This window comes from Pseudophaeobacter sp., assembly GCF_048267565.1.
In the GTDB taxonomy this organism is placed as follows: Bacteria; Pseudomonadota; Alphaproteobacteria; order Rhodobacterales; family Rhodobacteraceae; genus Pseudophaeobacter; species Pseudophaeobacter profundi.
In genome coordinates, this window is record NZ_JBLWXG010000006.1 from 127963 (window position 1) to 147992 (window position 20030).

The window sequence follows — 20030 nt, forward strand, 5'->3', positions numbered from 1 at the left end:
TGCGGCGGGCGTCCATGGCCCTGTGGCGCAGCCTCGCCCCCCCGGCAGCGGCAGGCATTGGCCTTGCCGCCCTCGCGGTGCTGACCGCCTGTCTGCCCGTCAATGATACCACATCATTGGTACCGCAGCCGCGTCCAGATGTGCTGCCTGCAGCCTATCGCCCCCCCTCGGCCGAGAGCGCCCAGCTGCGCAACTATTACCGGGTGCTGCAACAGGATCTACTAACCCGCGGATTGCTGCGCACGGACGGCGGCGGGCCGGAAACCCCCTTTGATGCCGATGATCTGGCAGAGCACTTTGAGGCCATTGCCTTTTACAGTGAATATGGTGGGCGCGGCGGCGGTTTGACCGGTGGGCTAAGCCGCTGGTCCGGCCCGGTGAAACTGGTTGCCGAATTTGGCCCCTCGGTGCCCGAAAGCCAACGAAATCGTGATCGCAAGGTGCTGCGCGCCTATGGCGAACGGCTGGCGCGGGTCACCGGCCATAGCATCACAACCGCGCCGAGACGGGGCAATTTCCACGTGATCTTTGCCAGTGCCGATGACCGCGCCTTTGTGGCCGAAACGGTCCGCTCCCTGCTGCCCAATCTCAGCGACAACGACCTGCAACTCTTTATCAATCCACCGCGCACGCATTATTGTTTTGTGCTGGCAGGCGGCCCACAGAATGCACCGTTCGACTATCTGCGCGGCGTTGCGCTGATCCGCGCCGAACACCCCGATCTGGTGCGCGACAGCTGCATCCACGAAGAGGTCGCGCAGGGCCTTGGCCTGCTGAACGACAGCCCGCGCGCCCGCCCCTCTATCTTTAATGACGATGATGAATTTGCCTTCTTGACCCGTCATGACGAGCTGCTGTTGGAAATGCTCTATGATCCGCGCCTGCGCACAGGCATGAGCGTCGAAGAAGCCCGCCCCATCATACGCATCCTTGCCCGCGACGTAATGGGGCAGCCTCTCTAGCTGCAACTGCCCCGTTTGCCTGCCTTACATACGACTATAGAAAAGGACCTGAACCATGGGAATATTTGACTTTCTCAAAGGCGAATTCATCGACGTCATCCACTGGACCGATGACAGCCGCGACACCATGGTCTGGCGGTTTGAACGCGAAGCGCATGAGATCAAATACGGCGCCAAGCTGACCGTCCGCGAAGGCCAATCGGCGGTCTTTGTGCACGAAGGCCAGCTGGCAGATGTCTTCACGCCGGGCCTTTACCTGCTTGAAACCAACAACATGCCGGTGATGACCACACTGCAGCACTGGGATCATGGTTTTCAGTCGCCGTTCAAATCCGAAATCTATTTTGTAAATACAACCCGTTTCAACAACCTGAAATGGGGCACCAAGAACCCGATCATCTGTCGCGATCCCGAATTTGGCCCGGTACGACTGCGCGCCTTTGGCAGCTATTCGGTCCGGGTGGTGGATGCCGCGCGCTTTCTGACTGAAATCGTTGGCACCGATGGTGAATTCACCATGGATGAGATCTCTTTCCAGATCCGCAATATCATCGTGCAAGAGTTTTCGCGCGCGGTGGCAGGATCGGGCATTCCGGTGCTGGATATGGCGGCCAATACCGCTGATCTGGGCAAGCTGGTCGCTGCCGAAATCGCGCCAACCCTGGCGGAATACGGGCTGAGCATCCCCGAACTGTATATTGAAAACATCTCGCTGCCGCCTGCGGTCGAACAGGCGATGGACAAGCGCACCCAGATGGGCATTGTCGGCGATCTGGGCCGCTATACCCAATTTGCCGCCGCCGAGGCAATGGAAGCCGCCGCAACCGCCCCAAACAGTGGCATGGGGGCCGGAATGGGCATGGGCATGGGGATGGCCATGGCGCAACAAATGGCCAATACCGGCCAGGCCGCTGGCCCCTGGGGGGCCCGCCCTGCCGTCGCAGCACCAGCGCAGGCAGCCGCCCCCGCAGCCCCACCGCCACCGCCGGTCGAACATGTCTGGCACACGGCTGAGAATGGCACCACCTCTGGGCCCTTTTCCAAGGCGCGTCTGGGCCGCATGGCACAGGAGGGTAGCCTGACCCGTGACACCCATGTGTGGACACCTGGCCAGGACGGGTGGATGCGCGCCGGTGACGTCGCTGAACTGGCACAGCTCTTCACTATCCTGCCACCGCCGCCACCGCCGCCAGCCGCCTAAGTCGCAGCAGGCAACCGGCCCGTTGATGCCGCGCCGCTGGCGCTATTCCAGGGCTTGTCGCGTTCACTTGCATCCACGTGACTGGCCATAGACATTCGATATAGCATGTTCATTAGCGCAAAACCGGCACCCGTTTTTGCGCAACTTGCTCTCACTGGCCAGTTTTCGGCCTCTAGCCTTGGTAGTATTGTGACTGACCTTCCGCCACCTGCACCACCAGCCGCCCCGCAAGACAGCTGGGACCCAGCAGGCCCGCAAAGCCCGATCGAAACCAACCGCTTTCCCTGCGAACAATGCGGTGCCGACTACCGTTTTGACCCAAAGGAAGGGCGCCTGATCTGCGGCCATTGTGGTCATGGTCAAGCGGTGCAAGAGGCCGCCCCACAGGGCGGTGCCCTGCGCGAGCTGGATTTCAAGGCCGCGCTGGCCGCGCGCCTGCCCGAAGCCGAGATGGAGGTAACGCGGGTTTCCACCTGCCCCAACTGCGCCGCCCAGGTCGAGTTTTCGGATGAAACCCATGCGCTGGAATGCCCGTTCTGCGCTACCCCCGTAGTGGCAGATACCGGCGAGAGCCGCCACATCAAACCCAAGGGCGTCGTGCCCTTCATGCTGGCAGAACCTGCCGCACAAAAGGCTATGGCAAACTGGCTCGGCTCTCTGTGGTTTGCCCCTAATGGCCTGCAGGCCTATGCCCGCAAGGGGCGGCGCATGGAGGGAATCTACGTCCCCTACTGGACCTATGACGCCAAGACCAAGAGCCGCTATTCCGGGGCGCGGGGCACCACCTATTACGTCTCTGAAACGGTGATGGTGGATGGCAAGGCAGAAATCCGCAGGGTGGCCAAGATCCGCTGGACCCCGGTGTCCGGCCGGGTTTCACGGTTCTTTGACGATGTGCTGGTGCTGGCCTCCAAGAGCCTGCCAAAACGTTATACCGATGCGCTGGAACCCTGGGATCTGTCGCATCTTGCCCCCTATCAGCCGCAGTTTCTGGCCGGCTTTCGCGCCGAAGCCTATGCCATCCCCCTGGACGAGGGCTTTAATGAGGCACGCGCCCATATGGATCGAGTGATCGAACGCGACGTCCGGTTTGACATCGGCGGCGACCGCCAGCGTATTTCAAACATCGACACGGCGCTTTCGGACGTGACCTTCAAACATGTGCTGCTGCCGGTCTGGATGGCCGCCTATAAATATCGCGGCAAGACCTATCGCTTTGTAATCAACGGGCAAAGCGGCAGGGTTCAGGGCGAACGCCCCTATTCCAGCTGGAAGATCGCCGGTGCCGTTCTTCTGGGGCTCGCGCTGTTGGGCGTCGCCGCCTATTTTGGCGCCCAAAGCTAGCCGTCGGCGGTATGATTTCCCAAAATCCGGGGCAAGAAACCCGCAAGACAAATGCCAATACCTGATGACAGGACGACATAATATGACCGCTCCGCTGCCCAGCCTGCCCGCTCTTGAGGCGCTGTTTTCCGCCCGCCACAGTTGCCGCGCCTTTCGCCCCGATCCGCTGCCGCGCGCGATGATCGAAGACATCCTGAGATGCGCCCAGAAAGTTCCCTCTTGGTGCAACGCGCAGCCGTGGAAAGTCACCGTGACCAGCGGCGCAGAAACCGATCGCCTGCGTCACGCCCTGACACAGGCGGCCATGGCGGGCGGCCACAGTCCTGATCTCGACTTCCCCAAGGCCTATCTGGATGAATATAAAGCCCGGCGCCGGGAATGCGGCTGGGCATTATACGAGGCGGTCGGGGTCGAAAAAGGCGACCGCGCCGGATCTGCCCGGCAGATGATGGAAAATTTCACCCTGTTTGGCGCGCCCCACTGCGCGGTGCTGTCGACACCAAACGATCTGGGAGGATATGGCGCGATGGATTGCGGTGGTTTTGTCGCAGGCTTCACCCTAGCGGCACAGGCTGTCGGCGTGGCAAGCATTCCCCAGGCGGCGGTGGCCTCTTTTGCGCCGCTGCTGCACGAAATGCTGCAAATTCCAGAGGACCGCCAGATCCTCTGCGCCATTTCCTTTGGCTATGGCGATCCGGACCACCCCGCCAATCGTTTTCGCACCAGCCGCGCCGCCCTGCCTGAATTCACCGACTGGCGCGACTAGACGCTGGCCCCTGTCCCCCGCCGCCGTAAAGGCGGTTGCAAAGGTTCTTTCTCCATGCGTGCAGTCATTCAACGTGTTTCGCAAGCCTCGGTTACCGTCGATCAACAGGTGATCGGCGAGATCGACGCCGGGCTTTTGGTGCTGATCTGCGCCATGCAGGGCGACGGCAAATCCCAGGCCGATTACCTGGCCAGAAAGATCGCCAAGCTGCGGATCTTTACCGATGATGCCGGCAAGATGAACCGCTCTGTGGTGGATATTTCGGGGTCTATTCTGGTGATCAGCCAATTTACCCTGGCCGCCGAAACCCACCGTGGCAACCGACCTGGCTTTTCCACGGCCGCGCCCCCTGCAGAGGGGGAGGCGCTCTACCTCTATTTTGCCGATCAACTGGAAGCGCTGGGTCTGCCGGTACAACGCGGCGAATTTGGCGCCGATATGAAGGTTCGTCTGCTGAATGATGGCCCCGTGACCATCTGGATGGACAGCGCCGACCGCTAGGCCGCGCGCGCCACTGCCGACGACTTGCCAGGTTCCGCCCCTTAGACCCGTCCTTTCTGCAGTGGCAGGACAGAGTCGCTCTTTGACCATTCGAGGTCGGATTCGCATCAGTTTTACAAGAAACGCCCCATTGCCCGACAGTTTTCCCAAAAAATGCAGGGCTTGGTCCCAAAGGTCATAAAAACTCAGCAGAAGTGAAATACCGCTACAAAAGCTGGTTTACCTCGCAAATGCGGCATGACACCTTAAGAAGGCGACACCGGGCGGAATGTGAAACTTTGCAAAAGTTTCCGCAGCCCGGCCTTGTCGTTATTAAAGCTTGCGAGGTCGCGGCAAATGCGCAAATCTTGTCGCACCATACAAGAAATTGCCGCCAAGGTCGCGTTCCGGGATCGCAGGCCGCAAATATAATAACTGGGAGACATCGATGAACGATCACCTTCATTTTCTGGCACGCCATGCCGCCGCCGGCAAACTCAGCCGCCGCGACTTCATGGCAAAAGCCGCCGCCCTGGGCTTTAGCGCCGCCGCTGCCGGCACCCTGCTGACCTCGCAAGCCCACGCTGCCGAGCCGCAAAAGGGGGGGACCATCCGTATGGGCCTGCAAGGCGGCAGCACCACCGACAGCCTGGATCCAGCCCTGTCGACCAATATGGTCGCCTTGATGATGATCCGCCTCTGGGGCGAGTCCCTGGTAGAACTGAACGACGATGGCGGCCTGGATGGCAAAGTAGCGGAAAGCTATGAGGCCTCGGCTGATGCCCGCGTCTGGACCTTCAAGATCCGCGAAGGCATCACCTTCTCCAACGGTAAATCCGTCACCGCCGAAGACGTCGTCAAAACCATGGAACGCCATTCGGGCGAAGACACCAAGTCTGGCGCGCTTGGCATCATGCGCGGCATCAAGAACGTGTCGGCCGATGGCAACAATGTTGTTATTGAGCTGGAATCGCCCAACGCCGACCTTCCCTATCTGCTGGCCGATTACCACCTGGTGATCCAGCCGAATGGTGGCATGGATGATCCCACCGCCGCCATTGGTACCGGTCCCTATATCCTCAAGGATGTAGACATGGGCGTGCGTATCGTCGCCGAAAAGAACCCCAACCACTGGGGCGACCTTGGCTATGCCGACACCATTGAGCTGATCGTGATCAACGACAACACCGCCCGCGTTGCTGCGCTGCAGTCTGGTCAGGTTGACATGATCGACCGGGTTCCACCCCGGACGGCGAAACTGGTTGACCGCGCTCCCAATATCAATGTGCATTCCACATCCGGCCCTGGCCACTATGTGTTCATCATGCACTGCGACACCGCGCCGTTTGACAACAACGATCTGCGGATGGCGTTGAAATATGGCATCAACCGTCAGGAAATGGTCGACAAGGTTCTGAACGGCTATGGCTCTGTTGGCAACGACAGCCCCATCAACTCTTCCTATCCGATGTTCACCCCTGCCGAGCAGCGTGAATACGACCCGGATAAAGCCATGTTCCACCTGAAAAAATCGGGGCATGATGGCGAGATCCTGCTGCGCACCTCGGATAACTCCTTCCCCGGCGCACCAGATGCGGCAGCCCTGTTCCAGCAGTCCTGTGCCAGCGCGGGCATCAACCTGAACGTCAAGCGCGAGCCCAATGACGGTTACTGGTCCGAGGTCTGGAATGCACAGCCCTTCTGCACCAGCTACTGGGGGGGTCGTCCGACGCAGGACCAGATGTTCACCACCGCCTATCTGTCGACGGCAGACTGGAACGACACCCGGTTCAACAATGAAAAGTTCGACCAGCTGCTGCTGGCAGCCCGCGCCGAGCTGGACACTGCCAAGCGGACGCAAATGTATGCGGACATGGGCGAAATCCAGCGCAACGAAGGCGGCTTGATCTGTCCGATGTTCAACGATTTTGTTGATGCGACATCGGATCGTCTGGGTGGCTGGGTGGAAAACACCAAAGGCCAGCCGCTGATGAACGCCTACGCCCCAATGAAAATGTGGGTGAAGGCATAAGATGCCCCTGATTATCAAATTGTTGGCCCAACGCATTGCGTTGGGCCTCATCCTGTTGTTTCTCGTCTCGGGGCTGATTTTTGCCGGTACAATCATCCTGCCAGGGGATGTGGCACAGTCCATTCTGGGACAATCTGCAACCCCTGAAGCCCTGGCAAACCTGCGTGCCGAACTTGGCCTGAATGAACCCGCCTTGCAGCGCTACCTCTCTTGGCTGGGCGGTCTTGTGCAGGGCGATCTGGGCACTGCTCTGACCTCTGGGCGCGATATCGGCGAAAGCATCTCTCAGCGCCTGTCCAATACGCTCTTCCTGGCCTTCTGGGCCGCCATCGTCGCCGTGCCGCTGGCGATCTTCCTGGGGCTTTTGGCGGTGCGGTTTCGCGAACGTTGGCCCGACAAGGCGATTTCTGGCGTCACGCTTGCCTCAATCTCTATTCCCGAATTTCTGATCGGCTATGTCCTGATGTTCTTCTTTGGCGTCAAACTGGGCTGGTTTTACCCCACCGCCACGGCCTTTCGCCCGGATGCGGCGCTGTTCGACAAACTGGAATCTATCGCCCTGCCCGTCGCGACCCTGACGCTGGTCGTGCTGGCCCATATGATGCGCATGACCCGCGCCGCCATTTTGAATGTGATGCAATCGGCCTATATCGAGACGGCTGAACTGAAGGGCCTGAACGGGCTGCAGGTGATTGTGCGCCATGCGCTGCCAAACGCCATCGCACCCATCGTCAATGTGGTGATGCTGAACCTTGCCTATCTGGTTGTCGGCGTCGTGGTGATCGAAGTTGTCTTTGTCTATCCTGGCATGGGCCAATATCTGGTGGACAGTGTTTCCAAACGCGACGTGCCCGTTGTGCAGGCCTGCGGCATCATCTTTGCCGCCGTCTACATCGGCATGAACATGATCGCCGACATTGTCTCTATCCTGTCCAACCCAAGACTGAGGCATCCAAAATGAGAATACCTCTTGCTGCAGCCATTGGGCTCTTCTTTACCGCACTTTACTTTCTTGCCGCCATCTTCGCGCCGCTCCTGGCCCCCTACGGCTATGCCGAGGTGGTCAGCACGGGCTATTGGGATCCCCCCAGCGCCGAATTCCTGCTGGGCACCGATGGCATTGGCCGCGATCTTCTGTCCCGGATGATCTATGGCGGGCGTACCACCATCTTTGTTGCCACCGCTGCGACCATCCTGTCCTTTACCACCGGATCTGTGCTCGGGTTTCTGGCCGCTGTCGCCGGGGGCTGGGTTGATCAGCTGCTGTCGCGCTTTGTCGATCTCTTGATGTCGATCCCCTCGCTGATCTTTGCGCTGGTTGTCCTGTCGGTGATGCCTGTCACCCTGCCGGTGCTGGTCCTGGTTATGGGCCTCCTGGATTCCACCCGCGTTTTCCGCCTGTCGCGTGCTGTCGCGGTGGATATCGAGGTCATGGACTACGTCGAGGCTGCGCGCCTGCGTGGTGAAAAAACCATCTGGATCATCTTCCGTGAGATCCTGCCCAATGCGCTGTCACCGCTGGTGGCTGAAATGGGGCTGCGCTTTATCTTCATGGTGCTCTTTGTGTCGACCCTGTCGTTCCTGGGCCTTGGGATCCAACCACCACAGGCGGATTGGGGCGGCATCGTAAAGGAAAACGCCGAAGGTATCGTCTATGGCATTCCTGCCGCGCTGATGCCGGCCTTTGCCATCGCCACCCTGGCTATTTCGGTCAATCTGGTGGCGGATTGGGTGCTGAACCGAACCACCTCACTGAAAGGAGGCCGCGGATGAGCGATCCACAATTGAAGGTCCGCGACCTGAAAATCGGCGCAACGGTCTACCCGCCCGGTGAAAAACCCCATGACATCGAAATTGTCCACGGGGTGAGCTTTGATCTGGAAAAGGGCAAGGTTCTGGGGCTGATCGGGGAATCCGGGGCAGGCAAATCGACCATTGGCCTAGCCGCCATGGCCTATGGCCGCGGTGGTGTCAAAATCACCGGGGGTGAGGTCTGGATCAATGGCCGCGATGTGCTGCAATCGGGCACTGGCGACATTCGCAAACTGCGCGGCGCCGAGGTGACCTATGTGTCCCAATCTGCCGCCGCCTCTTTCAACCCGGCAAAAAAGATCCTGGACCAGGTGGTCGAAGCGGCTGTCGAACAAAAGAAGTTCAGCCGCAAAGAGGCAGAGGCCCGCGCCCGAGATCTGTTTGACAAGCTGGGCCTGCCCAACCCTGAAACCATCGGCGACCGCTATCCGCATCAGGTCTCTGGTGGGCAGCTGCAACGCTGTATGACGGCGCTGGCGCTGTGTCCCGAACCGGACCTGGTGGTCTTTGATGAACCAACAACCGCGCTGGATGTCACCACCCAGATCGACGTGTTGATGGCCATCAAGGCCGCCATCCGCGAAACGGGTGTTGCGGCCCTGTATATCACGCATGATCTGGCCGTTGTGGCCCAGGTCAGCGACGATATCATGGTGCTGCGCCACGGCAATATGGTCGAATATGGCTCGGTTGATCAGATCATCAACGCCCCGCAAGAAGACTACACCCAGGCGCTGGTCTCGGTGCGGTCGATTGAACATGCGGAAAAAGAGTCTGCCGGGGATCCCGTGCTGAGCGTGCGCAATATCACTGCCCGCTACAAGGGCACGCAGTTCGATGTGTTGCACAACGTCAATGTCGATCTCTATCCGGGGCAGACGCTGGCGGTGGTGGGCGAATCCGGGTCGGGCAAATCGACCCTTGCGCGGGTGATCACCGGGCTATTGCCGCCGCGCGAAGGCGAGATCGAATTTGCCGGAAGGACGCTCTCGCCCGATCTGGCGGGACGCTCGCGCGAGGATCTGCGCGAATTGCAGATGATCTACCAGATGGCAGATGTGGCGATGAATCCACGTCAGACCGTGGGCACCATCATTGGTCGGCCGCTTGAGTTCTATTTCAACATGTCGGGCAAGGAAAAACGCAAGCGGATCATCGAACTGCTGGACGAGATCGAGCTGGGCGAAGACTTCATGGATCGCTACCCGGCAGAACTGTCAGGCGGACAAAAGCAGCGGGTCTGCATTGCCCGCGCCCTGGCGGCCAAACCCAAGATGATCATCTGTGACGAGGTCACCTCGGCGCTGGATCCACTGGTCGCGGATGGCATTCTCAAGCTCTTGTTGAACCTGCAAAAGATCGAGGATGTTGCCTTTCTCTTCATCACCCACGATCTGGCCACCGTGCGCGCCATTTCCGACACCATTGCGGTGATGTATCAGGGCAAGGTGCAGCGCTATGGCAGCAAGACCCAGGTGCTGAGCCCGCCCTTTGACGACTACACAGATCTGTTGCTCAGCTCGGTGCCGGAAATGCGTCTGGGCTGGCTGGAAGAGGTGATTTCCAACCGCAAGATGGAAAGCGCCGGCAACTGAGCCAAGCGCGCCCCACCAACCAACACGAATGACAGGCTCAGGCCCGCGCGATTGCGCGGGCCTGATGCTATGGCGCGGCGCTTTCTGTAGGCCGTGACGCGCCATCACGGCCCTATGATGATGCCATTTCACGCCAGGATCAACTTTCTGAATGGCAATTCAAGATTTGATCGCAATGATGGGGCAAAGAGACAAAGGATTCGCGCCATGGACAACAAACTGCTTCTCATCATTCTGGATGGGGTGCCCTATCGCAACTTTCGGCGGCTATTTGGCAATCTGGAAGGCTGGGTCGACAGCGGCGACGCCCGTGTCTGGAAACAGCGCGCGGTGCTGCCCTCAATTTCAGCCAGTTGCTATGCCTCGATCCACACAGGCGTGGCCCCGGCCGAACATGGCTGTACCGGAAATGGCAATGTCTTTCGACTGGAACACAAGGATGTCTTTTCCCAAGTTCGTGAAGCCGGGGGCACCACAGGGGCCGTGGCGCACAGTTTCTGGTCGCAGTTTTTCAACCGCCACCCTTTTGATTTTGTGCGCGATATTGAATATGACGAACCCGAAAGCGACAGTATCAACCATGGTCGTTTCCACACCATGACTGGCTATGGTCTGACCAACCAGATGACGCCCTCGGATGTGGATCTCTTTGGCACCCTGACCAATCTCTGCCTGCGCTTTGGCCTGAACTACGGCATGCTGCACACCTGCACGCTTGACAGTATGGGACATCGTTTTTTCCATGACTGCCAGGAAATGGACCACGCCTGTTTTGTCATGGATGAAATGCTGGCCCCCTTTATCAGCCGCTGGCGTCAGATGGGCTATGAGGTGATCGTCACCGCCGACCATGGCCAGGACGAACGCGGCCATCACGGCGGGCGCAGCGCGCTGCAACAGGAAACCGCGCTCTACTACTTTGGCGATGCGCAGGGGCCGGCGAAAGACGATGTTATCGACCAGCGTCAACTGGCCCCCACCATCCTAAGCCGACTGGGCGCGCCTGTAGCCGATACAATGAAGGCGCAGTCGTTTCTCAGCGAAGCCCCCAACGCGCGTTAATCATAGGGCCAAAGCCCTTGCCCCAGGGCCTCTACCGCTGCAGAGATCCGTTCAAAGCTATCGCGGGCGCGCCCCACTGTGTGGCGGGCCCGCAGATAGCCATGGACCAGGCCCGGCTCGTTGACCCAATAGGCCTTGCCGCCCGCAGCAAGCACCTTGTCGCGGTAGTCGCGGCTGTCATCGCGCACCGGGTCGCAATCGGCCGATACCAGCACCGTGGGCGGCAGATGGCTGAAATCGCTATCTTGCAACGGCGCATAGCTGGGGTCAGCCTCTGTGCTGGGACTGCTGCCCTTGGGGCGGCGAATGTCCTGGTAGAACAGCACCTCGTCACGGGTCAGCATCGGGGCATGCGCATGTTCAAGGTAGGATCCTGCATTCACATCGCCGCCAAAGGCACCATAGATCAGAACCTGCCCCATAATGGCCGCCTGAACCGCGGCCTCGCCCCGCGCCCCATGGGCCAGCGCAGCACAGAGATTTGCCCCGGCGCTATCGCCCATCAGCACAACCCCCTCGCCATAGGTCGTGATCACCCAGCACAGCGCCTGCCATGCATCGTCATACATCGCCGGGTGTTGATGTTCTGGCGCCAGCCGATAGTCCACGGCCACCACGCGATAGCCAGTCTGGGCGCAGATTTCGGCACAAATGTCATCGTGGCTCTCAAGGCCGCCAACCACAAAGCCGCCCCCATGGCAAAACAGTACCGTGCGCGTTGGATCGCCCGCGCTGTAGATCCGCAGCGACACATCGGGATTGCCGGGCGCAGCGCTGATCTGGCGGTCTTCGGTTTCGACCAAGGCCGGACGTGCCGCCAGGAAGGCCCGCGCCATTTCATCATAAAGCGTGCGCTGCTCGGCGATGCTTTGCGCGACAGCATCCTCTGGATAGCACTCCCCGGTCTTGCGAATGAAGGCCCAGGTTTCTTCGTCGATCAGCCGTTCGTAGTCCATTCCCGATCCTTCGTAGCGGTAGTTTCACGGCGCAAGACTAGGCCAGAGCAAGCGGTGATGGAAATGGCAAATGAAGAAAAAAGACGCGCCCGGCTGGGGCGCGTCCTGTGGCAAGGGCGAATTTCTGATCAAAGGCGCGGACCTCCAGGCACGGCCAAAGCCCCCGATGCCTGGCTGTTTTTCCTCGCCCTGGCGCCCCGCCCGGTTCGATCCGCCATCTATCAGCTCGTCTCGGCGGGCAGGTGTTCCCAGGGACGGGTAAAGCCGCCCAGCACGCCAGCAATATCCCCATCTCTGGCACCATTGGCCACAACCTGAGCAACCAAGCCGCGCTTTTTATCGTCGATCACCGCCTCTACCCGCGCCGGACAGGCCGCCTTCAGCAGCGCGTCATTATAGACACGGGCGATGGCATGTTTGCGCAGATCCGGTTTGAAGATCTTGCCAACAGCTGTTTTGGGCAGCTCGTCCATCACCGTCAGGTGTTTGGGGATTGCGGCGCGCTCATGCACATGGATCTTGCAATACTCCAGCAGCTCCTCTGCCGTGGCAGTGGCCCCGTCGACCAGCTCGACAAAGGCGCAGGGCAGCTCTCCGGAATGGGCATCGGGCTGGCCGATCGCCCCGGCAAAGGCGACCGCCTCATGGCCCAGCAGGGCCTCTTCTATTTCAGCCGGGTCGATGTTGTGGCCGCCACGAATGATCAGGTCCTTGGCCCGACCGGTAATCCACAAATATCTATCCGCGTCAAAGCGACCCAGATCACCGGTGCGCAGATATTTGTCCTGATAGTAGAGATCGACGTTTTTCGCCGCCTCGGTATAGGTGTGGCCGGCATAGACACCGGGGTTCGAGATGCAGATTTCGCCCACCTCATCGACACCGCATTCGACCATGCCATCAGCCGTACTCTTGACGATTTTGACATCTGTATAGGGGAAGGTGATGCCGATAGAGCCGATCTTCTTTTCCCCGTCGACCGGGTTGCACGACACCAGGCAAGTGGCCTCGGTCAAACCGTAGCCTTCGATGATATTGATGCCTGTAGCGTCCTGGAAACGACGATACAGTTCAACCGGCAGCGGCGCAGACCCCGAAAAAGCAGTCTTGACGGTGGAGATATCCGCATCCACCGGGCGCTGCATCTTGGCCGAAATGGCCGTCGGCACGGTAATGATAAAGGTGATCTTCCAGCGTTCGATCAGTTTCCAGAAATTGTCAAAAACACCTTCGCCACGATAGCCCTGCGGCGTTGGAAAGACCACATGCGCCCCGGAAGACAGCGATGCCATGATGATCACATGGCAGGCAAAAACATGAAACAGCGGCAGCGGGCACATGATGTTGTCATTCTCGGTGAACAACAGCGTATCGCCAATCCAGCCGTTGTAAATCATGCCTGAATAGGTGTGCTGCGCCACCTTGGGCATGCCGGTAGTACCACCGGTATGGAAATAACAGGCCACCCGGTCCGTGGTACTATCGGCAAAGGCCAGGGTGGTGGGCTGTTTCAGCATCTCTCGACGGAAGGATTTGTAATCCGCGTGGGCGATTTTATCCTTGTTTTCCAGCTTGGGGCGCAGCAGCGGCACGATCCAGGATTTTGGCGGCGTCAGATAGCGGTTCAGATCCACCTCTAGCACCGTATTCACCCCCGGCGCATGGCGCACCGCCTCGGCTACTTTTTGCGCCACATCGGTTTTGGGAAAAGGTTTGAGCGTCACCACGACCTTGGCCTTGGTTTCGCGCAGAATAGACGCGATCTGTTCCGGCTCCAGCAGCGGGTTGATCGGGTTGACGATCCCTGCCACCGCACCGCCAAGCATCGTTACCAGGGTTTCATTGCTGTTGGGCAGCACATAGGCCACCACGTCTTTTTCGCCGATGCCCAGCTTGCGGAACATATTCGCCGCTTGGGTGACCTGATCCTTCAACTGGCTCCAGGTCAGTGTTTCCGCCTTATCCGTGGGGCCGGAAAAGATCTGATAGCTGACGGCGTTGTTATTGGGAAACCTGCCCGTGGTGCGCGACAACAACTGGTACAGCGTTACCGGGTTATCCCGTTCCTCCCAGGTTGCTTCCTGTTCCATCGCAATGCTGTCTTCAATCGTGGCAAAAGCCATTCCTATCCTCCCCTAACCCCGGGCATGCCCAGGAGATATCCTCTTTGGGCTCAATTTGGGACCAAACGGCGCAGCGTGCAAGCGCATGCGCGGGGTCACGTCAAGGCAAGAGGGAAAACTGACGTGGCGATACAGGTCAATAGAAATCGACGCAGATCAAAACAGGCCGATACCAAGGCAGTAAAAGCGCCCCGGCCAATCCGACCGAGGCATAATCATAAGCATGGCAGGCGCCCTGCCCCCGCCACGCCGGGCTAGCGGCTATTCGGCCGCCAACCCATCGGTGAACTGCAACCGCGCCAACCGCGCATATAGCCCACCTTCAGCCACCAGCGCATCATGGGTGCCAGTGGCAACCACCCGGCCATTCTCCATCACGACGATGCGATCAGCCTTCTTCACCGTGGCAAGACGATGCGCCACAATCAGGGTGGTGCGGCTCAGGCTCAGCTTGTCCACCGCGGCCTGCACCAGTCGTTCGCTTTCAGCATCCAGCGCCGAGGTGGCCTCGTCCAGCAGCAACACCGGCGCATCGCGCAGGATGGCGCGGGCAATCGCAATCCGCTGTTTCTGCCCCCCCGACAACATCACACCGCGTTCACCCACAAAACTGTCGTAGCCCTCTGGCAAGGCAGAGATGAAATCATGCGCAGCGGCGGCAGCGGCAGCGGCTTCGACTTCGGCATCCGTGGCTTCCGGACGGCCAAAGCGGATGTTCTCGCGCGCCGAGGCAGCAAAGATCACCGGATCCTGTGGCACCATGGCGATATGTTTGCGAAAGTCATCGCGCCGCAGATCGCGGAGGGCGATACCATCCAGCAACACAGCACCCCTATCCGGGTCGTAAAACCGCTGAATCATCTGGATGATGGTGGTCTTGCCAGCCCCCGAAGGCCCGACAAAGGCAACGGTTTCACCCGGCTTCACCTCAAGGTTCACATCATCCAGGGCCTGCACAGCGGGGCGTGCCGGATAGGCAAAGGAAACCCCCTGAAAAGAGATTTCACCGCGCACCGGGGTGGGCAGCGTCGCTGCAGCACTGGGGTCTTTCACCGTATCCGTCGCGTTCAGCAGCTCGATCAACCGTTCCGTGGCACCAGCGGCGCGCTGCAGCTCGCTCCAGATTTCAGAGAGGGCCGCAACAGACCCGGCGACCAAAACCGCATAGATGACAAACTGGATCAGGGTGCCTTCGCTCATCACGCCTGCGCGCACGTCATTGGCCCCCATCCAAAGCACCCCGACAATACCGGAAAACACCAGGAAAATAACGATCACAGTCAGATAGGCGCGGGTTTTGATCCGCGTGACAGACACACCAAAGGCGGTCTCGGTCATCTTGGAAAACTGCTCCCGGCTGGCGGCCTCATGGGTAAAGGCCTGCACCGTCTGCACCGCGCCAAGCGCTTCGCCGGCATTGCCCGAAGAGGCCGCGATCCAATCCTGATTTTCGCGACTGATACCGCGCAACCGCCGCCCCAAAACCATGATCGGCACAATCACCGCAGGCACAATCAACAGGACCATGCCGGTCAATTTAGCCGAGGTGAGCAGCATCAAGATCATGCCACCAATAAAGATCAACAGGTTCCGTAGGGCAATCGACACAGACGAACCCAAAACAGATTGGATCAGCGTGGTGTCGGTGGTGATCCGGCTCAGTACCTCTCCGGTCATGATCTTTTCAAAGAAGGTCGGGCTCATGCCGATAACGCGGTCAAACACCGCTTTGCGGATATCCGAAACAACCCGCTCTCCCAGCCGGGTCACTAGCGCGTAGCGCAGCCCGGTTCCGACCGCCAACAGGGCAGCAATGACCAGCGCAGCCATGAAATACTGGTTCAGCAAGGCGCTTTCCGACACCCGGAAATTGTCGACGACACGCCGCACCGCCAAAGGCAGCGTCAGCGACAGACCAGCGGTCATCACCAGGGCACAGGTGGCAGCAAACATCAGCAGCCGGTAGGGGCGCATAAAGGGCCACAACGCCCCCAGAACGCCAATTTCCCGAGAGCTCTCACGCTCTTCTTGCGAGGTCGGAGAAACCTTGTTTCGCGCCATGCCGGATCCTTTTGCCGATTTCCCTGTCAGGGCCCCTCGCCCTGCGGTCCAGTCAGGTTCATGGCCCCGCCAGACCTGCAGGTCAAGCGGCTGTGGGCTCTGGGTGCCGACAAACCAGGGAAATATGGGCTCAGACAGGGCCTGAGGCTAAAACGTCGCAACCCAGTCCCAAACCAGACGGTCCAGCAAAAACACGACAAGACAGGTCTGTCACATAGGGTAATGTTTGGGGGGAGTTGTCAGCGGTGATACTGGAGCGGGCGGCGGGAATCGAACCCGCGTCATTAGCTTGGAAGGCTAAGGTCTTACCACTACACAACGCCCGCTCTCTTGGTGCAGGTGATATTTCAAAGAAAAATGGAGGTCAAGCCTCGCAGTTGTCTTCTTTTGAAGAATAGCACGACCGCAAATTTACCCCGCGCCCTGCGCTGATTGCCTTGGCGCACCCCTTTCCGATCCAGCCTGTAGCTGGACATCGGTATCTGCAGCAGCCGGAAGAGGCCCGAAGGCACCGGAAGATCGCGGATAGACGTATATTTTAAAAGGTTTGCAGGGGGGGGCTTGTGTGGGGGGGGGCGAGGCATGAGCGATTTTGACCTCCCTCTTGGGGCCAGGGTTTTGGTCGGCAATGCAGGCCCTCAAGACAGGATTGGCGGTGTATTCATGACCACCTTTGTCAAGGGACACGTCGCCGCGATGCGCCAAAAAGCCATTGCCGCTCTGAATATGCAGGATTGGATGGCAGAAGGACTGGGGCGCGCTGCGCGCTACCCCGGCCTGGTCGATCTGGACACGCAGATGGTTTTGGCGGTGGACGAGCGCAACTGTCTGATCGGTAGCTATATGGTCTTTCCGTCCCTCAATGACCCTTGGGTGAAAGAGCAGGCCGAAGCGGGAAACCTCCCCTTTGATGCCGCCAGGGCCTTCACACCGATCATGGTCTGGGTTCACAAAAGCCGCCGGGGCGAGGGCATCGGTGCCACATTGTCCCGCGAAGCGCAGGAGCTGGCCGCCTCTCTTGGGAAAGACACCCTCTTTGTCTACGGCCAGGCAACAGATGCCATTTGGGACTTCACTGGCCACATGAGCGACAAGCCGGAACTGATCGAGGGCCTGACCTATAATGGCCTGCCGGTGCGCTATTCACCCGTCGGGGCCGGTTAAGGCGCAAAACAACTTGCGGGTTTTTCCGCCTCTTTGTCCATTGCTAACAAGGGGGGCACCTGGTCGCCATGACCGGGGGCCGAGGGGCGCGCCAACGCCCCCCGACACGGGGCCAAAATTAAACAGCTGACCCCGCCGACCAGCATAAGCTTCATGGCCGCCCCACCCCTCGCGAGGGTGCGGTCTCAATGGGGTGATTCCACTTGTTCCTGCAAGAGCAGCGTTGCGGCGAGTGCCGCAAATTGTTATTTAAATTCGAGCCTCAAGCCCTCTCCGGGCTGCTGGCAATCAAGTGCCCAAGATGCAAGGCACATAATGTTTTGAGGCCGCCGAGCCCTTCCCCCAAGCGCCAGACTACCGAGCGCAAAGGACAGGAGGGCCACAATGCCCAAATCTCAACAAATCGACCTCCCGCCGTTGCCCCAGGGCGCCCCCGGAAAGCCCAAGGGGAACCGCTATAAACCGCAGTTCGGCATCATTGTCCTGGCCGAGGACGAACCCGCGCAGGCGGCCCTCTTTGAGGCGCTGAAGGCGCAGGGGCATCGCTGCAAGGTGGTGAACACATGAAGGTTGAAATCCACCACCCCGCCCCCATCCCTGCAACCTACCGTGCCGCCCGTGTGTCCAGCATGTTCAATGTGGAAGGCGACGCCGACTTTCGTCTGAGCATTGACGCAGATCTTGCCGCGCGGCCCTGGCAGATCGGCCTGATCGTCGGCCCATCTGGAACCGGCAAGACCTCTCTCGCCCGTGCCCTGTTCGGCAAACGCTTTGATAGGGCACCGCGCTGGCCTAGGGATGCGGCCCTGATCGACGCCATTGCGCCCGAGGCGGAGATGGGCCAGGTCACTGCTGCCCTGGCCGCCGTGGGGCTTGGCACCGTGCCAAGCTGGCTGCGCCCCTTCCACTGCCTGTCCAATGGCGAACAGTTCAGGGCCGGGCTGGCGCGGCTTCTGTGCGAGCGCCCTAAACTGGCTGTCCTGGATGAGTTCACTTCGACCATCGACCGCCGGGTGGCCCGGATCGGGGCAGCCGCCTTTGCCAAGGGCTGGCGCCGGGGGGCGGGCCAGTTTGTTGGCGTCACCTGCCACGAGGATGTGGTGCCCTGGTTGCAGCCGGATTGGGTCATCGACACCCGCTCGGCCGAGTTTAAATGGAGGCGTCTTCGACGTGCCCCCAGCCTCACAATGGACATTCACAAGACCGATGGTTCCTACTGGCCCCTGTTTGAGCCGCATCACTACCTGAAGCTGCCCCGCATGGTGGCGGCCGATTATTATGTCGGCTTTGTCGATGGCCAGCCTGTGGCGCATATCGCCTTCAGCCCGCGCCCCGGTCTGGTCGAGGCGCGGGCCTGCCGTCTGGTGATCATGCCGGAATGGCAGGGGGCGGGCCTTGGCCTGCGTTTCCTCAATGAACTGGCGGCGCTGTGGCGGCGCGGGGTGAACCGCTACGACAAGCCCCTGCCGACGCTGTTCCATACCTCCCACCCCGGACTGGCGGCTGCGCTGCGCAACCAGCCCCTGTGGCACCAGACCTCGGCGGCGCTGGGGTGTAAGGCGACACGCAAGAACGGCATCGTCGGCAAGCTTGGCGGGCATTTCCGGGCCGTGCAGGGGTTTCGATATGTCGAAGAGTAGCCCCCGCCGCATTGCCGTGATTGGCTGTTCCTGGCTCGCGGCCGAGGTGCTGGTGCGCCTCACCGAAGCGGGCTTTGAGGCCTGCCTGATTACCGAGCCGGGGGAGCGCGCCCCCATTGCCGCCGCTGAGTGCCTTGGCCTGCGCTACGTGGTGAAAGACCGCCGCGTGCCCCTTATCGGCGCGGATCTGCCCTGGTGCCCCGATCTGATCGTCTCGGCCCATTCTTTCCGCATCCTGCCCAGCTGGTTCATCCGCTTGGCCCGGCTCGGCGCCATCGGCTACCACCCCTCGTTGCTGCCCGCCTATCCCGGCCGCCACGCAATCCGCGATTGCCTGGCCGATAGCCAGCGCATGACCGGGGGCACGGTCTACTGGCTCACCGATCAGGTCGACGGCGGGCCGGTGGTTGTCGCGGGCGGGCGGAGGTTCCAGGAGCGCATCCAGATCCTGCCGGGGGAGACGGCCCTGCAGCTTTGGAAACGGGCCTTGGCCCCGCTGGGAGCCGATCTACTGCTGATGGGGGCGCGGGACCTACTGGGGTAAATGGGCCAGAACAGGTGTTTAAACACCTGTTCTGGCTGCTATGCGCAGATTGCGGACTTTGCAAAGTCAGGGCCACCGCGAGAAGTCATGGAAGAAGCACGCGACCCAAACCGGCCCCCTGTGCCGGGAGAATCAAGCGGAGGGCAGCAGGCAGCCTAACCGCGACATTCACGCCAAAGACAGCTTGAGACCAACGCTGCCAGAGACGGCGCTCTGAAGCGAATTTGCCGCATCACGCCAAAAAGAAACGCTGCCGTCCCCACTTAGTCCGTCGACATTTACCTTGAC

General features: G+C 60.2%; 18 protein-coding genes and 1 tRNA gene. 15 read left to right on the plus strand and 4 right to left on the minus strand.

Features of this window, described 5'->3' with window-relative positions; genetic code table 11:
- The first annotated feature begins 14 nt into the window (after positions 1 to 14).
- From ACN0VH_RS14560 to ACN0VH_RS14605, 10 genes are all read left to right on the plus strand, one after another.
- Positions 15 to 962 (plus strand): DUF2927 domain-containing protein, encoded by a 948-nt coding sequence (locus ACN0VH_RS14560; RefSeq protein WP_278922653.1) that lies wholly within the window; start codon positions 15 to 17, stop codon positions 960 to 962.
- A 55-nt stretch (positions 963 to 1017) separates the two neighbouring features.
- Complete coding sequence (locus ACN0VH_RS14565) at positions 1018 to 2163, plus strand: SPFH domain-containing protein (protein ID WP_417700997.1); 1146 nt, start codon at positions 1018 to 1020, stop codon at positions 2161 to 2163.
- A 189-nt stretch (positions 2164 to 2352) separates the two neighbouring features.
- Positions 2353 to 3507 carry a primosomal protein N' (replication factor Y) - superfamily II helicase gene (locus ACN0VH_RS14570; RefSeq protein WP_417700998.1) on the plus strand — a complete coding sequence of 385 codons (1155 nt, stop codon included), beginning with the start codon at positions 2353 to 2355 and terminating at the stop codon, positions 3505 to 3507.
- Positions 3508 to 3589: 82 nt separating this feature from the next.
- Positions 3590 to 4273 carry a nitroreductase gene (locus ACN0VH_RS14575; RefSeq protein WP_417700999.1) on the plus strand — a complete coding sequence of 228 codons (684 nt, stop codon included), beginning with the start codon at positions 3590 to 3592 and terminating at the stop codon, positions 4271 to 4273.
- A 54-nt stretch (positions 4274 to 4327) separates the two neighbouring features.
- Complete coding sequence (gene dtd, locus ACN0VH_RS14580) at positions 4328 to 4774, plus strand: D-aminoacyl-tRNA deacylase (protein ID WP_278922657.1); 447 nt, start codon at positions 4328 to 4330, stop codon at positions 4772 to 4774.
- Between the two features lie 427 nt (positions 4775 to 5201).
- Entirely contained in the window at positions 5202 to 6785 is a 1584-nt protein-coding gene (locus tag ACN0VH_RS14585; protein WP_278922658.1) for an ABC transporter substrate-binding protein, read from the plus strand.
- 1 nt (position 6786) lies between these two features.
- Entirely contained in the window at positions 6787 to 7746 is a 960-nt protein-coding gene (locus tag ACN0VH_RS14590; RefSeq protein WP_278922659.1) for an ABC transporter permease, read from the plus strand.
- Complete coding sequence (locus ACN0VH_RS14595; protein WP_278922660.1) at positions 7743 to 8558, plus strand: ABC transporter permease; 816 nt, start codon at positions 7743 to 7745, stop codon at positions 8556 to 8558. The genes ACN0VH_RS14590 and ACN0VH_RS14595 overlap by 4 nt, the downstream gene beginning before the upstream one ends.
- Positions 8555 to 10192, plus strand: a complete 1638-nt coding sequence (locus ACN0VH_RS14600) for an ABC transporter ATP-binding protein (RefSeq protein ID WP_278922661.1) — start codon at positions 8555 to 8557, stop codon at positions 10190 to 10192. Before ACN0VH_RS14595 ends, ACN0VH_RS14600 begins: the two co-directional genes overlap by 4 nt.
- A 207-nt stretch (positions 10193 to 10399) precedes the next feature.
- Complete coding sequence (locus ACN0VH_RS14605) at positions 10400 to 11254, plus strand: alkaline phosphatase family protein (protein ID WP_278922662.1); 855 nt, start codon at positions 10400 to 10402, stop codon at positions 11252 to 11254.
- Here ACN0VH_RS14605 and ACN0VH_RS14610 read toward each other — a convergent pair.
- The 4 genes from ACN0VH_RS14610 to ACN0VH_RS14625 all read right to left on the minus strand — a co-directional run bounded on the left by ACN0VH_RS14610 (position 11251) and on the right by ACN0VH_RS14625 (position 16720).
- Positions 11251 to 12210 (minus strand): alpha/beta hydrolase, encoded by a 960-nt coding sequence (locus ACN0VH_RS14610; RefSeq protein WP_278922663.1) that lies wholly within the window; start codon positions 12208 to 12210, stop codon positions 11251 to 11253. The two genes, ACN0VH_RS14605 and ACN0VH_RS14610, sit on opposite strands and share 4 nt — an antisense overlap.
- A gap of 221 nt (positions 12211 to 12431) precedes the next feature.
- Positions 12432 to 14333, minus strand: a complete 1902-nt coding sequence (locus ACN0VH_RS14615; RefSeq protein WP_417701000.1) for an acyl-CoA synthetase — start codon at positions 14331 to 14333, stop codon at positions 12432 to 12434.
- Positions 14334 to 14594: 261 nt separating this feature from the next.
- Entirely contained in the window at positions 14595 to 16394 is a 1800-nt protein-coding gene (locus tag ACN0VH_RS14620; RefSeq protein ID WP_417701001.1) for an ABC transporter transmembrane domain-containing protein, read from the minus strand.
- 252 nt (positions 16395 to 16646) lie between these two features.
- Positions 16647 to 16720 (minus strand) — tRNA-Gly (locus tag ACN0VH_RS14625).
- 337 nt (positions 16721 to 17057) lie between these two features.
- On the opposite strand from ACN0VH_RS14625, the gene ACN0VH_RS14630 reads away from it, so the two are divergent.
- From ACN0VH_RS14630 to ACN0VH_RS14650, 5 genes are all read left to right on the plus strand, one after another.
- Positions 17058 to 17558 carry a hypothetical protein gene (locus tag ACN0VH_RS14630; protein ID WP_417701002.1) on the plus strand — a complete coding sequence of 167 codons (501 nt, stop codon included), beginning with the start codon at positions 17058 to 17060 and terminating at the stop codon, positions 17556 to 17558.
- 203 nt (positions 17559 to 17761) lie between these two features.
- Positions 17762 to 18019 (plus strand): Com family DNA-binding transcriptional regulator, encoded by a 258-nt coding sequence (locus ACN0VH_RS14635; protein WP_417701003.1) that lies wholly within the window; start codon positions 17762 to 17764, stop codon positions 18017 to 18019.
- Positions 17943 to 18125, plus strand: coding sequence for a hypothetical protein (locus tag ACN0VH_RS14640; protein WP_417701027.1), 183 nt, complete (start codon positions 17943 to 17945; stop codon positions 18123 to 18125). Before ACN0VH_RS14635 ends, ACN0VH_RS14640 begins: the two co-directional genes overlap by 77 nt.
- Complete coding sequence (locus ACN0VH_RS14645; protein ID WP_417701004.1) at positions 18122 to 19198, plus strand: ABC transporter ATP-binding protein; 1077 nt, start codon at positions 18122 to 18124, stop codon at positions 19196 to 19198. The genes ACN0VH_RS14640 and ACN0VH_RS14645 overlap by 4 nt, the downstream gene beginning before the upstream one ends.
- Positions 19185 to 19742 (plus strand): formyltransferase family protein, encoded by a 558-nt coding sequence (locus tag ACN0VH_RS14650; protein ID WP_417701005.1) that lies wholly within the window; start codon positions 19185 to 19187, stop codon positions 19740 to 19742. The genes ACN0VH_RS14645 and ACN0VH_RS14650 overlap by 14 nt, the downstream gene beginning before the upstream one ends.
- Positions 19743 to 20030: the final 288 nt, after the last annotated feature.

Coding starts and splice junctions, on each gene's coding strand:
- ACN0VH_RS14560 (WP_278922653.1), top strand. CDS start 15: ATGGCCCTGTGGCGCAGCCTCGCCCCCCCGGCAGCGGCAGGCATTGGC.
- ACN0VH_RS14565 (WP_417700997.1), top strand. CDS start 1,018: ATGGGAATATTTGACTTTCTCAAAGGCGAATTCATCGACGTCATCCAC.
- ACN0VH_RS14575 (WP_417700999.1), top strand. CDS start 3,590: ATGACCGCTCCGCTGCCCAGCCTGCCCGCTCTTGAGGCGCTGTTTTCC.
- dtd (WP_278922657.1), top strand. CDS start 4,328: ATGCGTGCAGTCATTCAACGTGTTTCGCAAGCCTCGGTTACCGTCGAT.
- ACN0VH_RS14585 (WP_278922658.1), top strand. CDS start 5,202: ATGAACGATCACCTTCATTTTCTGGCACGCCATGCCGCCGCCGGCAAA.
- ACN0VH_RS14590 (WP_278922659.1), top strand. CDS start 6,787: ATGCCCCTGATTATCAAATTGTTGGCCCAACGCATTGCGTTGGGCCTC.
- ACN0VH_RS14595 (WP_278922660.1), top strand. CDS start 7,743: ATGAGAATACCTCTTGCTGCAGCCATTGGGCTCTTCTTTACCGCACTT.
- ACN0VH_RS14600 (WP_278922661.1), top strand. CDS start 8,555: ATGAGCGATCCACAATTGAAGGTCCGCGACCTGAAAATCGGCGCAACG.
- ACN0VH_RS14605 (WP_278922662.1), top strand. CDS start 10,400: ATGGACAACAAACTGCTTCTCATCATTCTGGATGGGGTGCCCTATCGC.
- ACN0VH_RS14610 (WP_278922663.1), bottom strand. CDS start 12,210: ATGGACTACGAACGGCTGATCGACGAAGAAACCTGGGCCTTCATTCGC.
- ACN0VH_RS14615 (WP_417701000.1), bottom strand. CDS start 14,333: ATGGCTTTTGCCACGATTGAAGACAGCATTGCGATGGAACAGGAAGCA.
- ACN0VH_RS14620 (WP_417701001.1), bottom strand. CDS start 16,394: ATGGCGCGAAACAAGGTTTCTCCGACCTCGCAAGAAGAGCGTGAGAGC.
- ACN0VH_RS14630 (WP_417701002.1), top strand. CDS start 17,058: ATGACCACCTTTGTCAAGGGACACGTCGCCGCGATGCGCCAAAAAGCC.
- ACN0VH_RS14640 (WP_417701027.1), top strand. CDS start 17,943: ATGCCCAAATCTCAACAAATCGACCTCCCGCCGTTGCCCCAGGGCGCC.
- ACN0VH_RS14645 (WP_417701004.1), top strand. CDS start 18,122: ATGAAGGTTGAAATCCACCACCCCGCCCCCATCCCTGCAACCTACCGT.
- ACN0VH_RS14650 (WP_417701005.1), top strand. CDS start 19,185: ATGTCGAAGAGTAGCCCCCGCCGCATTGCCGTGATTGGCTGTTCCTGG.